Below are 14,978 nucleotides of genomic sequence, written 5' to 3'. Positions count from 1 at the left end.
TATCGTAATTAAACGATGCGGCCTATAAGTATATGCTATATATAAGGTGTCAACTTATAAAGACACGCCGCGCTTCCATGGAATGAAATCATCCTGTATGTGACGCACCGCACTCACGGTAGTTTCGCCACTGGCCACACCTATCACGTAATTTAAAATTCTTGAACCAGCTTCCTGAATCGTTTCATTTCCATCTATGATGGGTCCTGTATCCAGGTCAATGATGTCGCTCATTTTATTAAACAACTTGGTATTGCTTGATATTTTAATAACCGGAGTAATCGGATTACCGGTTGGCGTACCTAATCCCGTTGTAAATAACACCACGTTAGCACCAGAACCGACTTCCGCAGTAGTAGACTCTACATCATTACCTGGTGTACACAATAAGTTCAATCCAGGCTTAACCACTTTTTCCGGATAATCCAATACTGCCACAACCGGAGAAGTACCACCCTTTTTGGCTGCACCAGCCGATTTAATCGCATCGGTAATCAAACCATCTTTGATATTTCCAGGAGAAGGGTTCATATCGAAACCAGAACCTGCATCAGTAGCCCGTTTACTATAAGTCTTCATCAGATACTCAAAACGCTCTGCATCATCCTTATCTACACAACGGTCGCTCAAATTTTGTTCTACTCCACAAAGTTCGGGAAACTCAGCTAAAATCACGGATCCGCCAAGTGCAACCAACAAATCTGATGCGTAGCCAATGGCCGGGTTTGCTGAAATTCCAGAGAAACCGTCAGATCCACCGCACTCCAGACCAATACATAAATTGCTTAAAGGAGCGGGCTTTCTGACATTGTCATTGGCTTGGATCAAACCCGCAAAGGTTTGTTTAATGGCCAGACTTAACAATTCAGATTCCTTGCCGATGGTTTGCTGATCTAATATATATAAAGGCTTATCAAAATTCCGGCTGCGTTTTTCAATTTCTTCTTTCAGAATACTTACCTGTGCATTCTGGCAACCCAGACTTAAAATGGTTGCACCTGCCACATTTGGATGGGTAATGTAACCGGCCAATAAACCACATAGGGTTTCAGAGTCTTGTCTTGTACCTCCGCAGCCACCCGTATGGGTTAAAAATTTAATCCCATCCACATTGGGGAACATGCGGTTCTGCTTTTTAGCAGACTCTGAATAGGTCAGCTGTGCATTCAGTATATCGTTTACACTGGCTCCGCTTTGATAAAGTGACATGAGCTCTTTGGCCTGCGACTGGTAAGTCTCATTTCGGCCGTAGCCCAGGTTATTCATTAAAGCTTCCTGTAAAACTTCCAGGTTTCTGTTCTCACAAAAAACCATCGGAATCACCAACCAATAATTGGCGGTACCTACTTGCCCGTCATTGCGGTGGAAACCATTAAACGTACGATCTTTCCAGGCTTCGATATTTGGTTTTTCCCAATCAATATGTGCATCAGTAGTATTGAACTCTGTTGCGGCATGTTTAACATTACTGGTGGTAATGATAGACCCTACCGGGATATCGATTTGAGCTTTACCAACCAATACGCCGTACATGGTTATCCGGTCTCCGGCAGCAAGATCTTCAGTTGTAAATTTATGTTTTGCAGGTACGTTAGCAGTAAGCAAGTAAGATTTACCTTCATAGATCACCTCTTCCCCTTCAGCAAGATCTGACAAGGCAACCAACACATTATCTTTAGGGTGAACTTTTAATATTCTCTTTTTCATTATTTTGATACTTGTAAAGTCTGATCTAATCTGGCCAAAGCCTCAGCTACACCATACTTTAATAGGTTATTGTAATTTTCTTCTACCGCTTCAATAAAGCCGGGTAAAGCAGACAAATCGGCAGTCCACATATCTTCATCATTCAATACGGTTTGCAGGTAATCAGATTGTTGCGCTTTATTATAGAAATAAGCAGCTTCATCATCAGTAATCAGGTATTCTTTACCCTGGTAGTTTCCATAGTACTGGTTTCCTTCCTTTCTATCTATTTTCATAAACAATAAGAATGCCGCAAAACCAAAAGCAATGTGTGCAGGCAACTTGTCATTAATTTTATAATAGTTTAACAATACCGGCAACACCCTGATTTTCATTTTCATGGTATACTGGAAAGTGATATTGATCCATAAATGCTCAATATTTGGATTTGCAAAACGGTCGATTACTGTGTTTGCAAATGCAACAGCTTCCGATTCCGTTACGTTATATGGTATTGCACCGACAATTTCCTGCATCATCAGCTCCTGCACATAGGCCCTCGTAGCCGGATCACTCATAGCCTGGGTTACGGTTTCTATGCCAGACAGGCAGGCAATGCCCGAGGTCAGCGTATGCGATCCGTTTAGCAAACGGACTTTCAGCTCTTTAAAGATCTCGATATCTGGTCGCACAATCAAGCCATGATCTGCGGCTTCCAAGCCTAAAAGTTCAGAAACCCGTTCATTACCTTCAATGGCCCAAAGGCGATAAGGTTCGGCCATGATAATCAGCTCGTCAGTATACCCCAGTTCAGCTTCGAGATTGGCCAGGGCTGCAGCATCTGGTTTACCCGGAACAATACGGTCGACCAGGGAATTGCAGAAATGAATGTGTTGATTTAACCATTGTACGAATGCTGCATCCAGATTATTGAAGGTTACGAGTTCCAATACAATGTTTTGTAACTGCTTGCAGTTATCTGGAATCAATTCGGTTGCAATAACCACAAGATCCGCTTCTTTAGATTCGCCTAGTGCCTGGTAACGCGCATATAAAACGGCCAGTAATTTTGCGGGGAAGGATACTGGCGGTGTTTGATCGATACTTTCTTTAACCAGTTGTATGCCCACTTCGGTGGTATTGGACACCACAACCTTTAAATCGGTTGAACGGGCAATCTCTAGAATAGTTGCCCAATCCTGATCGGCGGTAAGTACTCGGCTAATGGCTGATGAAATGATATTTTCTTCAACAGGTTGTCCGTTTTCTATTCCTCTTACACATATGGTATACAGGCTATCCTGCGCATCAAATTCCTGGGTACCACCTTTACTGGTCGATTTTACGACAGCTACCCTCCCATTAAACAGGCCATTTCTATTGGCTTTATCAATGAAAAAATCTGGCAATCCGCGTAGCAGCACACCGGTTCCAAATTGCAGGACTTTTTCAGGGAGGTTAAATAATTCCGCCTTTGGAAGGATTAATTTTTTGGCTTTTATATCTTTTAAAGTATCTTTTGATAAGGTCATATCTAATTTATAATATGGTCGTAAAACAATTCTACATAAATAATATCAGGTAGAAATGCGGTGTTACGCTAATTATTTGTGCAAACGTTCTCGGTAACGTTTTCGTTGATTGATTTAGTTCTTTTTTAACCAGGCCGGATATTTCTTGTCGAGCAATGCGGCCGGCCAGGTGCCGTACCAGGCGTAGCCCACTCTTCTTTCCAATTCTATTTCTGCTACGGTTTTTCTTTTCTCACTGTCTCTGCCACTAAAAAACGGCTCATTGGTATCGATATCGTAAAAGCGTGCCCAGATTACAGCACCCGGCTTCTGCTCTAATATGCGGTCTTTTCCTCCGGGCAGATCTTTAGCAGTGACAAATACGAAATCGTAACCTGTTATTTTAGATTTCTCGAACCATTGTACCGCAGCCGTTATCGCGTTTTTAACCTGTTCATCAGGATGTTTGATGCGCATTAGAAACTCGACGATATTTACCGACTCCATTCCGCTCAAGGAGACCAGTTCAAAGGCCCTTGCCTGTGCTGGTTTTAATGTTTTTTCATCGTGCTGAGCACACCAAACCGTAGGCTTGCCCTTCACCACAACTTGTGTTTTCAGGATGCAGTCTATGCCTTTTTGAACCGCAGCTTTGGCTTTAGCCTGATAACCGGCATTCAACAGATCGAGGTTGTTCTTTCCTTCCACAATATCCTGCAAGATGTTGAGTACATTGATCATGGCGTTATCATTATAAGTGATTTGCCCGCGATACAAGCTATGGTCAGGATAATATTGCGGCCAGCCCCCATTGGCATACTGGGCTTTCAACAGGTAATCTATTCCTTTTTGAACTGCAATGAGATATCTCGTATTGCCGGTATTTTTGTAGGCATCAATTAAATAACGGATTTCTCTTGAGGTTGCTTTGTTATCTATAGTAGCATCCTTATGCAGTGAATCTGCTTTAATTTCCTGCTTTTCAGCATCAGAAAGCACCTGCTCGTATTTAACCACCACCTTACCAATAGCCTTGGGCCAGCCCCCTATCGCGCGCTGGTAAACCAGCATATTTTCGGCAAGCGGATCTGTTGAAGAATTTTTCTGATCAACCTTAGACTGAGCCTGAGCTGTATAATTTAAAGCTATCGTACCCCATACAAAGAAAGCACCCAATTTAATATTCATAATTTTCTACTTAGAGATTTGTAATACTGAAGCAGCAGCACCATGGCCAAATTCAGATTGTGTTTTGGCTTTACTGGTATCGGTACCTGATAATTTGATGTCCTGATTTTTATCGCCATTGATTTTGAACAACAGATCGGCATTGATATAACCGATATTTCTTAAACCAATTGATTTTCCGTTTTGCACATAGATTAAAGGGGATGCGTTTTTCACATCCAGGTGCATGTTAGCAACCTTAATGTTTTTAGCTTCCTGAATATCGATTCCTTCATCAGCCTTAATGGTCAGGTTGTCCAGTTCAATATCACTGATGGCCATTTCAGGTAATCCACGAACAAATACAGCTTTTGAAGCGCCATCGCAAACCACGTTGCTGATGTAGAACTTTCTAAATACTGGTGTAGCCTCGGTAACCGGAAATGTTTCTACTTTGGGCGTTTCCCTTTTTTCGCCGGTTAAGGCTACCGGATCTAAGGCTTCGTAATACATATCGAACAGAATCGCTTCGGCAGCGATATCTTTCATGTTGATGTTCCGCGCATAAATATTTTCTACCACACCACCACGGCCGCGGGTAGTTTTAAAGCGCAGGCCAATATCGGTTCCGATAAAGGTACAATCGGTTACAAAGATATTCCTTGCACCACCAGACATTTCACTACCGATGACAAAACCACCATGCGCATGATAAATGGTGCTGTTTCTGATGATTACATTTTCTGTAGGCATACCACGCTTGCGACCTTCGGCATCACGACCTGATTTGATACAGATGCCATCATCACCGACATCAAAAGTACTGCCTTCTACCAATACGTTTTTACAGGATTCCAGGTCTAGTCCATCGCCATTTTGTGCGTACCAGGGGTTTTTAGCATAAACATTACGGATGGTAATGTCTTCAGACATCAGCGGATGCAGGTTCCAGGCCGGGGAGTTTTGAAAGGTTACACCTTCCAGTAAAATGCGTTTACATTTGGTGAGCACCAGTAAGTTTGGGCGCAAAAAATCTTTGATACTGGCGTAAAATGCGGCATCTTTATCTTTAGCTATTGCTCCGGCAAATTTCATTTTGGCTCCTTTGATGGATTGTGCTGAAGGATGCCATACTTTCTTGTCTTCAGTTAATACACCACCAGATGCAACCAGTTTTTTCCATTGACTTTCAGTTAGTTTGTCCTTTTTAACCATCCGCCAGGCATCACCTGCCCCGTCAATAATTCCATATCCGGTGATGGCAATATTTTCCTGACCAGTAGCGGATATTGGCGATTGGTTACGCATTTGAGGTAAGCCTTCCCAGTTACCCTCTACCAAAGCGTATTGGTTAAAATCTTTGGTAAACTGCAACAAAGCATTCTTTTTGAGGTGCAGGTTGACATTACTTTTTAAAGTGATCGGTCCGGTGAGCCACAGCCCTTCCGGAATAACAACTACTCCACCACCCCGTTTGTTACAATCTGTGATCGCCTGGTTGATGCTATTGGTATTTAAGGTAAGTCCGTCATTCTTTGCACCATATTTAAGAATGCTGATCGTATCTTTTTTAAATGCAGTTTGCGCAATTACAGGAAGGTTATCAAAAGAATATGCTTTTTGCGCGGTTTTATTTTGTGCATTTGCATAGAATGAGAGGGTAAATAAGGGAATAGCGAATATAGCAGGAACTAGTCTTTTCATAAGGATTGTTTTAATTGACTATAGCCGTTACATACGGCTAGCCAGGAAAGAGGTATCATAATAATTGGCTTCAATTTATGACTTGGGTTTAAGTTTAACAATATGTTCAGAGAGCCCTAAATTTAATTGTCTGAGTTCTTGCAATACCAATTGTGCGATTTCACGTGCACCAAGTTCATTGAAGTGGGTATCATCTGTTTTTCCTCCGGGATAATTTGGATGGACACCCGGCTCCAGATGATTAAATAGCATGGCCGACTTCTCTGGGCCGAACTTTTGGTAAAGGGCAATACTTTTGGCATCCAGATCAATGAAGGCTACCTTTTGTTCCATAGCTACTTCTTTCACCAAAGGGGTGTAAGGATGCGTTTCCTGGGCTTTGCCATCCGCGTCGAACTTTCTTCTGGACACCGGTGTCAGCAAAATAGGCGTTGCATTTTTTGCTTTGGTTTCCTGAATATACTTAACCAGGTTGGCTTTAAACTCCGCCGGTTTGGTATAGGTTTTCTTGGTTTCCACTTCATCGTTATGACCGAACTGGATAAAGACATAATCACCAGTTTTCAAACTGTCCAATACAGCGGTCCACCTGTTTTCGTTGATGAAACTTTTGGTACTCCGGCCATTTTGGGCACGGTTATCAACAATGACATCCTGATCAAAGAAATTGGCAAATGGCATGCCCCAGCCCGTCTCCGGATAGGTGTTTGGAGATTTAACAGACATGGTAGAATCGCCGACCATATATACTTTGATCTTTTTAGCAGGAGGAGTAAAGGACAGCAGCAGCATTCCTGCAACTACGGATAGGGTAAACTTAGTAAAGGTGTTGAACGGGTTCATGTAGGTATTATTTGATCTGGTTTATGCTGATGTTATTGACTAAACTGTTGATATATACTTCAATATTGGTATAACCGGTACTCAGGTTATTTGCACTGGCATTGGCTACTTTGGGGTCTAAACCTTTTTCTATTTCCCAACTGTCGGGCATTCCATCCCCATCGGTGTCTAACAATGCAGTTCCAGCATTTAGAACCGGCCAGCCACCTACATCGGTTTGAGAATCAATGATCCCTTTTTTACCGGTTTTTGAACCGTTGAAAGTCGCGGTTCCATCCCTTACCTCATTCATGATCCTGGTATCTACAGGATCTCTTTTAAAACTTGCACCTCCGTATAACAACACGGCATTGTATGCCTCAATGGCTGTATGAGGTGTGATGGCTTCTGCTGGAAAAGGCGCAGACATTTTTGCCAGGGCATAATTGGCATCGCCCAGACCCGAGCCTTTATCTACCCCGCCATTCCAATTGTTTTGGGTAACTGTAGTATTGCCGTCTACATAATTATCTGCGATATAGAATTTGCCGAAGCCTGGTCCGTATTTGACCAGGTCTGTTTCCATAGAGATTTCCATAATCCTGCTTCTTTTTACCGTTGCAGGACCAGCTTTATAGTAATTGGCTACAATGTTGTACTCACCGTTTTCTCCGCCGTAGGCACTGTTACTTCCCCAATTGTAAATTACATTGTTGCGGTAATCAACTTTATCGATTCCGAAAGGGCTTGAGCCGGTCCCTGTACGGTTTCCGCCATCAAAACGGGCGTTCCGGCTATTGTGGTGCGCGAGTAAGTTGTGATGAAAAGTAACATTAGACCCACCCCATATGGCGCCATAACCGTGATCATCTTTTTCATGAAATGACTTGTTCAGGCTTTCTGAAAGGATACACCATTGCATGGTGAAATTTTTATTTGCATAAAAAGACGAGCATTCATCAATAGACCAGCTCATGGAGCAATGGTCTACCATGATGTTTTGGTGATATCTTCCCCAGAGTGCGTCTTGCTCATTTTTGGTCAGGTCGCCCATCCTGAATCTCAGGTAACGTATAATGACCTGATCGGCATCTACATTCATTTCGTAGTCCTGGATGCAGATACCATCGCCGGGCGCTGTTTGCCCCGCGATGGTTACGTTGCCATTTTTGATTTGAAGGCGACTGTTTAATTTGATGTTCCCAGAAACTTCAAAGACAATAATCCTGGCGCCGCTTTCAGCCAGTGCAGCACGTAAACTACCAGTTCCGGAGTCGTTGAGGTTGGTCACCTTGATGACTTTACCTCCGCGTCCGCCCACAGTATTTTTACCATAGCCCTCAGCACCAGGAAAAGCATAAGCTGTTTCGGTTAAAGGCTGGGTTGTTAGGGGTGGAAAAACCACAGGAGGTGTAATATTCGTTTCCTCCTGTGGGCTCTTTTTCGTGCATGCGACGTTCATGATTAAAATAACCGCAGCCAGATAAATTGTATTTGACTTTCTTATTTCCATCTTGGATCTCCAATCCCATTTGAGATCAGCGTTTGATTACTTAATTTAAAGTTGCCCGTTGCCGCGGCAGTAAACCCTGGATCTAATGCTGTACCACTTGCATCAACTTTAGCACCTGTTGCAGTAGAAGAAATCAGGTTCGTAGTTGTAAAATAGTTGTTGCCCGATAGCGTAACCAAATTTGTCGCAGCCTGGTTGGCCAATAGAATAGCCGTATTGGTCACTATGTTTTTGGTAAAAGTGATCTCGTGGCTAGCGGCTGGAATACGTACATAAAATAATCGCCTGATGACACTTCCGCCTAAAGCATAAAGGGTATTATTGCTCACATTAATCTGGACTTTACCGGCAGGATAGCTTGCGCCACTATTGGCATCCATCCTCATGAATTCCCGATCGCCCGTACCAGACAAGGTATTATTTGTAAACGTAAGTTTATTAGGGAAACTGGCGCGGAAGTCTATAAACTCACCGTTTGCAGCAAAAGTATTGAATATGTTATTGTTGATCAAGACGGATGAGATGGTACTAATCACAGAAGTAGAAGTTAAGCCCAATACACCGGCACCGTAATTTCTAACAATTGATCCCTCAATTTCCAGATCGCCATAATTTCCTCCACCAGTATAAACAACAGCATAATTTGCCGGAGTGGTTCCCCCTTCTAAGATTAAGTTCTTAATTTTAAACGAGGCTCCGTTTTGTACGTTGAAACTTACTCCCGTCAGTACTGGCCGATCTGCCGCTTTTACAGCAACGATGGAAATTGATTTATTAACTACTAACGTAGTTGGCGTTCCACCGGTTTCCAGAACATAATTACCTGCTGCTAAAGCAAAAGTTTCACCACCGGCAGCATTAGTTACTGCATTTTTGAATTCAGCAGCATTATTAATTAATATGGCATTACCAATGTCTACTGCACTTAAAAATGTAACTGTTCCACGTGTTTTTGTTCCATTCATTAATTTAGCCGTATAATTAGTTTCGGCGATTAAACCATCAACTGTTGCTTTACCAGCTGCAATTTCGGCAGGTGTAACTGCATGAGTAATGTTGCCCGGTGTTAAAACAATAGATGTAGCCACTTCGCCTGCAGGCCAGGTTAAGATGACAGACTTTGAAGTAATATTTGCAGGAAGAACAGGATTAAAGATTTGCTCCCCATCTGTTTTGAACAATGCGGTTACCCATTTGGAATCAGCAACACCTTCACCAACAGCTTTAACTCTCACTGCATATTGTGTATCGCCGCCAAGTGCAGGTACTGTATAAGGTGTCTGTTTGAAGGTAATGTCACTGATTGTTTTTACCGGAGTACCAGAGAAATCTGTGTTTTCAAAAAACTCGATGGTATAGGAAGTAGCATTATTTACAGCCTTCCAAGTTAAAGTTACTCCTATTTTATTAACTACAGCAGCAGTTAAACCAGTTGGAGAAAAAGCCCTGTCTACTTGCAAGGTGGTAATTTCCTCCATATTGTCTTTACAACTTGAAAGCCCTGTAAGCCCCATCAAGATGAAAGCGCTGATGTATATATATTTTTTATTCATGACCTGACGAGTTATAAGTTCAAGTTATTATTATTTAGTATACCATTTGATGAATCCAAGAAAACCTGCCAAATCGGCCAAAACTGCTGTTTGTTAGGGTCTTTTACAAATAATGCGTCCCAAAAAGTCTTAGTTTCTCCCGTAGATATCATTGTCCAGCTTTTATTTGAGGTATACCCTAATGTTGCACCCAGCGCATCGGTATCTCCGAAATTCAAACCATAAATTTCAACTGTTTCGGCGTCAGGTAAAGTTTTGTAATAGATTTTAGCAGGAAGGTTAGCGTACTTGCCTTGTCTTTTCTCCAATTGCTCTAATTTAACTTTTGCTTCTGTCAATTTGGTGGACAACAAGTTCCAGCGTATCAAATCACCTTTCCTAAGCATTTCTCCAGTAAACTCCAACGCTCTCTCATCTACAATAGCATTGAAAAACGCGGGTTTAGATGCTGTTGCCTGGGTCATAAAAGCTGCTACTTTAGCTGCATTATTCGGGAATGCCCTATCACGGATCATCTTTAAATAAGGTGCTGCAGTAGCTGGCCCATCTAATTCGTTTACAGCTTCAGCAGCCATCAGAACAACGTCGGCATAGCGCATATACATCCAGTTTAAACCATCATCATTGGTAGAAGTAACCTTACGTTTCATCCACTCATAACGATATTTACCAAAATACCATCTACCTAAGGTGTTTGGAACCTGAACACCATTAGTCCATTCATAGGGCACTACAGAAACAGCTCTTCTGACATCATCCCGATCATATTCATACCACATAATCGGGTTTGGGCCGTTGGTGCCACCTTTATTTTGACCTGTGTATTTGTCCGTTGTGGTGTGCTTTACACCCAAATCAAAAATTACGCGACCGCGGCCTTCACTAAATGGAATCTCCCACATCGACTCTAAGCCTGCAGCACCTGCTTCTTCGTTCAGTTTTCTAAAAACATCCTCAAAACCAAGCAATCTTAATTTTCCACTAGCAATGATCTCCAGACATTCTTTTTTAGCTATGGCATACATTTTTTCTCGAGACAGATCAGGATCCGTGCTTAAACTCACGTTACCATCTAAACGTTGCGCATAACCGCCTGCAGCCAAAGCTAATCTAGCTCTTAACCCTTTTGCAAATGCCTTATTTACATGTTCAACACTACTGGTTACTGTTGTTTCATTCGGCCAGGGTAAATATGTCGCAGCCTCATCCAAATCGGCAATCAATTGTTTATAAATCACATCCCTGCTACTTCTTGCTAAATAGGTAGTAGCTGAGTTAACAGGTTCGAATCTTGCAGGAACATCACCCCAACCTTTAATCAAATCGTTATATATTACAGCTCTTAAAGTTAATGCTTCGCCTAACATCTGTGCCAACTCCGGATTACTCTCCACATTACCGTAAGTTTTAAGACCAACGATGGCCATACTTGCTCTTTCAATGCCCTCATAGAATTTGGCCCAGGCGTTATCAGCTGTGTTCATTTGACCGTTGCTAACATTAGCATTGTAGTTAGAAAGTTTTGCCTTATCATCATCAACCGATTTCAATGTATTGTAAACCTCAGCATCATTGTTCAGTCCATAATAGACCAAAAATCTGCCGCGATAAGAATTGGTTTCACCGAAGGACTGCAGAATACCCGCTATTGCTCCTTTTGCAAGACTTGGGGTGGAAAAAATAACGGATGGCTCAAGAGCCGATTTACTTGGCGCATCTAGTGTTTTTTTACAGCCACCTACGAAAACAAGCCCTGTAAATGCGATTAAAGCATATATAATCTTTTTCATCTCTTTCTTATTAAAAATTAACATTCAAACCAAAAACAAAAGATTTGCTTTTCGGATAAGCAGAATAATCAACCCCCGGAGTTAGATTGTCGTTACGTCTGGTAGAAACTTCAGGATCAAAACCGCTGTAGTTTGTCCATAAGAATAAGTTATAACCAGAAGCATAAACTCTCAGTTTTTTCATCTTTAGCTTAGAGGATATTGCGGCTGGTAATGTGTAACCTATAGTTACGGTAGATAATCTTAAAAAAGAACCATCTTCTACGGCCCAATCGCTCAGTACAAAAGTCTTCATATATGGCGACCATAAAGTTGTGCCAGCATTCATAGCCGCCAATTCAGCAGCATCATTGCTAATGGTACCATCTGAACGAAGGTTAGTCCAGCGATTTCCCGTAGCCATGGTAGAAATCATATTCCTGGAATTGTATTTACTTGTTGATGTATATTCTATTTTGTTGGCATTATAGATATCATTTCCATAACTCCAGTTAAAGAATGCTGCCACATCAAAATTGTAAATTCTTGAATTGACAGAGAAACCTCCTGTATGCAAAGGATTGGCATTTCCAATGATAGACCTGTCATCCAGACTAATTATCCCGTCATTATTAAGGTCTTTAATTTTCATAGAACCGGGACGCAAAGTTCCGATAAATGAAGTTGCATTCACCACACCAGGTTTTAAGATCCAGTTTCCGCTTGCTGCATCATACCGGTCAAAATCTGACACTTCATATCTGCCATCGTTTTTATACCCGTAAATACGGCCTAAGGAAGCTCCGGACTCGATTAAATAATCAACACCTATTTCTGTTGATGCCCATCCAGATGTTCCTGGAATACTTTTTAGAGATCCTAATGAAAGTACTTCATTTCTATTGAAACTGATGTTTGCACTAACACTTAAGTCAAAATTAGTTTTTTTAATAGCACTCCAGTTTACCCCTAATTCGATGCCTTTATTCTGCGTCTTCCCAATATTACGATATTGGAAATCATAACCACTTCCGGCAACCGGAAATTTCACCAGTACATCGTTTGTTCTGTTTAAATATGCATCAACTGTACCCGTTATTTTTGCATTGAATAAAGAGAAGTCTAAACCAATATTTCTTGAAGTGGTAGTTTCCCATGTCAAATCTGGGTTTGCCATTATTTTAGAGGGTGCCCAAAAGTTACCATAACCATTTACCCAGGCAGTAGTTGCATTTTGATAGGTTTGTACCATTTGTCCATTTGGAATCCCATCGTTTCCAGCTGTACCAAAACTACCCCTGATCTTTAAATCAGATAACCATGAGCGTGTGCTCTCCATAAAGCGCTCCTGAGAAACTCTCCAAGCGGCAGATACGGAAGGAAAATATCCCCATTGATTTCCCTCAGCAAATTTGGAAGAACCATCTGCCCGAAAGGTAGCGCTTAACAAATATTTACCTTTGTAATCATAATTAGCTCGTCCAAAGAAGGAAAGCAATTTGTAATCACGATCAAAATTATTGTCTACGGAATTAGCCTGTCCCTGAGTAGACAATACCCTGGCTTGCTGAAAAGTAAATGTTTTTGGGAATCCATGAACAACATTTGTTAAAGTACCTACTTCGGTTTTCAAAAACTCCTGTCCAGCCAAAACAGTTAAGTTATGGTCTTTACCTAAAGTTTGTTTGAAATTGTAGTTTAAAGTGTTTGTATTTCTGAAACTTGTAGAATTGCCATCAGTAAAAATAATCGCCGGTAAATTCTGATTTGCAGCAGCAGGAGCATTTCTTACATAATAGGTTGTTACGCCATAAAAACGGTCCTGATCATTCCTGATCCCATCATATCCAACTTCAGTACGCAATGTTAAATTATCAATCATTTGATAGCTTAATGCGCCATTTAAATTGTAGGCTTTACGATGAATATACTGATCGTTATCTGATATAGAAATCATTGGATTGTATAAGTTGAAAGTATCATCGGTTTCTGTAGTGGTCGTAAGCCCCTGTACAGGAAAAGGAGGATAAATCATTGCGTTTTTCAAACGAGAATCAGAAGATGATTTCTCATTTTGTTCGTTTGCGCCACCGCCTTTAGTTTTGGTATCAGAATAACGTGCTCCGAAATCAAGGGTTAATTTGTCATACAATTTATGGTTCAGCTTAAAGTTGAGGTTTTGCCTTTCATAACCTGAGAGCTGCATGATCGCTTTGTCTTTAACAAAGCTATGACTAAGACTGTATTTTGTTTTTTCGCTTCCGCCGCTGATGTTTAGATTTTGGTTATAAGTATTTCCAGTACGACCGAAGATAATATCTTGCCAATCGTTTGCAGGTGTATTTGCGTATAAGTCTATATCCTGATAATTACCCAGATATTTCGTATATGTATCAAGTGATTTATCTAAAAGTGCCCTTTCATATTGCCATGTTGCATAATCCAGGGGAGACAGCACATCCAGTTTTTTCGCTAGTTTTCTTGGACCGGTGAACATATTATAGCTGATGCTGGTTTTGCCGTTCTTGCTATTCTTTGTCGTAATCAATACCACTCCATTTGCGCCTCTTGACCCATAGATAGCCGTAGAAGAACCATCTTTTAAGATGTCTATAGTTTCAATATCCTGGGGTGCAATATCAGAGATCGAGTTTACGGGAAATCCATCAACAATATAAAGCGGGGCATTACTTTGTGTGATGGAATTTCCTCCTCTAACTCTAACCGTCATTTCTGCATCTGGAGAACCTTCAGTTGTTGCAATACTGACACCTGCTACACGTCCGGAAATAGCTTCCAATGCCGAAGACACTGGCGCGGCGGCTATCACATCAGCACCTACCGAAGAAACGGCCCCAGTTAAATCTTTTTTCTTAACCGTACCGTATCCGATGTTGATCACCACTTCATCAAGTGAAGCTACATCATCCTGCAGACTAAAATTAACCTTAGATTGATTGCCTACTGTGATTTCTTGTTTTTTGTAACCGATATAGCTGGCTACCAGGATAATTTCACCAGTTGTTGGAACAGGAAGTTTAAACTGCCCTTTTTCATCGGTACTTACAGAGATTTTGGTTCCTTTAATGGTTACACTGGCTCCGGGAATCGTTTCCTTTCCGGATTTGTCTGTTACCTTACCCGTCACTTGCCGGGTTTGCTGTGCATGAGCCAATCCAAAGAACAGGATTACTGCACTACAGAGTAGTAAAAGTTTTTTCATACGTTATTATATTTGGTTATGTGGGCATGC

General features: G+C 41.4%; 9 protein-coding genes. All 9 read right to left on the bottom strand.

All coding sequences use genetic code 11. The features are described from left to right. Positions 1 to 54 precede the first annotated feature (54 nt). Positions 55 to 1,707, bottom strand: a complete 1,653-nt coding sequence (locus IM797_RS27700) for a UxaA family hydrolase (protein ID WP_194130478.1) — start codon at positions 1,705 to 1,707, stop codon at positions 55 to 57. Continuing rightward, on the bottom strand, positions 1,707 to 3,218 hold the full coding sequence (locus tag IM797_RS27695) for a tagaturonate reductase (RefSeq protein ID WP_194130477.1): 1,512 nt from the start codon (positions 3,216 to 3,218) through the stop codon (positions 1,707 to 1,709). The genes IM797_RS27700 and IM797_RS27695 overlap by 1 nt, the downstream gene beginning before the upstream one ends. Before the next feature lie 114 nt (positions 3,219 to 3,332). Further along, positions 3,333 to 4,385, bottom strand: coding sequence for a pectate lyase (gene pelA, locus IM797_RS27690; protein WP_194130476.1), 1,053 nt, complete (start codon positions 4,383 to 4,385; stop codon positions 3,333 to 3,335). Between the two features lie 6 nt (positions 4,386 to 4,391). Beyond that, positions 4,392 to 6,068, bottom strand: a complete 1,677-nt coding sequence (locus IM797_RS27685) for a glycoside hydrolase family 28 protein (protein ID WP_194130475.1) — start codon at positions 6,066 to 6,068, stop codon at positions 4,392 to 4,394. A gap of 75 nt (positions 6,069 to 6,143) precedes the next feature. Beyond that, positions 6,144 to 6,911: a rhamnogalacturonan acetylesterase gene (locus IM797_RS27680; RefSeq protein WP_194130474.1), complete on the bottom strand. Its 768-nt coding sequence runs from the start codon at positions 6,909 to 6,911 to the stop codon at positions 6,144 to 6,146. 7 nt (positions 6,912 to 6,918) lie between these two features. Then, positions 6,919 to 8,352, bottom strand: a complete 1,434-nt coding sequence (locus IM797_RS27675) for a pectate lyase (RefSeq protein ID WP_228099172.1) — start codon at positions 8,350 to 8,352, stop codon at positions 6,919 to 6,921. Between the two features lie 41 nt (positions 8,353 to 8,393). After that, a complete protein-coding gene (locus tag IM797_RS27670; protein WP_194130472.1) occupies positions 8,394 to 9,956 on the bottom strand; it encodes a DUF5123 domain-containing protein in 1,563 nt (520 codons plus the stop codon). An 11-nt stretch (positions 9,957 to 9,967) separates the two neighbouring features. Continuing rightward, positions 9,968 to 11,746, bottom strand: a complete 1,779-nt coding sequence (locus tag IM797_RS27665) for a RagB/SusD family nutrient uptake outer membrane protein (protein WP_194130471.1) — start codon at positions 11,744 to 11,746, stop codon at positions 9,968 to 9,970. A gap of 10 nt (positions 11,747 to 11,756) precedes the next feature. Continuing rightward, a complete protein-coding gene (locus tag IM797_RS27660) occupies positions 11,757 to 14,948 on the bottom strand; it encodes a TonB-dependent receptor (protein ID WP_194130470.1) in 3,192 nt (1,063 codons plus the stop codon). Positions 14,949 to 14,978 lie beyond the last annotated feature (30 nt).

This window comes from Pedobacter sp. MC2016-24 (assembly GCF_015223055.1).
Lineage (GTDB): Bacteria > Bacteroidota > Bacteroidia > Sphingobacteriales > Sphingobacteriaceae > Pedobacter.
Note: the sequence above shows the minus strand (reverse complement) of the source record. Positions and strands in the feature narration are given on the sequence as shown.

Bases quoted from the DNA above. Each gene is read 5' to 3' on its own strand.
- IM797_RS27695 (WP_194130477.1), bottom strand. From the start codon at position 3,218: ATGACCTTATCAAAAGATACTTTAAAAGATATAAAAGCCAAAAAATTA.
- IM797_RS27700 (WP_194130478.1), bottom strand. From the start codon at position 1,707: ATGAAAAAGAGAATATTAAAAGTTCACCCTAAAGATAATGTGTTGGTT.
- pelA (WP_194130476.1), bottom strand. From the start codon at position 4,385: ATGAATATTAAATTGGGTGCTTTCTTTGTATGGGGTACGATAGCTTTA.
- IM797_RS27675 (WP_228099172.1), bottom strand. From the start codon at position 8,352: ATGAACGTCGCATGCACGAAAAAGAGCCCACAGGAGGAAACGAATATT.
- IM797_RS27680 (WP_194130474.1), bottom strand. From the start codon at position 6,911: ATGAACCCGTTCAACACCTTTACTAAGTTTACCCTATCCGTAGTTGCA.
- IM797_RS27670 (WP_194130472.1), bottom strand. From the start codon at position 9,956: ATGAATAAAAAATATATATACATCAGCGCTTTCATCTTGATGGGGCTT.
- IM797_RS27685 (WP_194130475.1), bottom strand. From the start codon at position 6,068: ATGAAAAGACTAGTTCCTGCTATATTCGCTATTCCCTTATTTACCCTC.
- IM797_RS27665 (WP_194130471.1), bottom strand. From the start codon at position 11,746: ATGAAAAAGATTATATATGCTTTAATCGCATTTACAGGGCTTGTTTTC.
- IM797_RS27660 (WP_194130470.1), bottom strand. From the start codon at position 14,948: ATGAAAAAACTTTTACTACTCTGTAGTGCAGTAATCCTGTTCTTTGGA.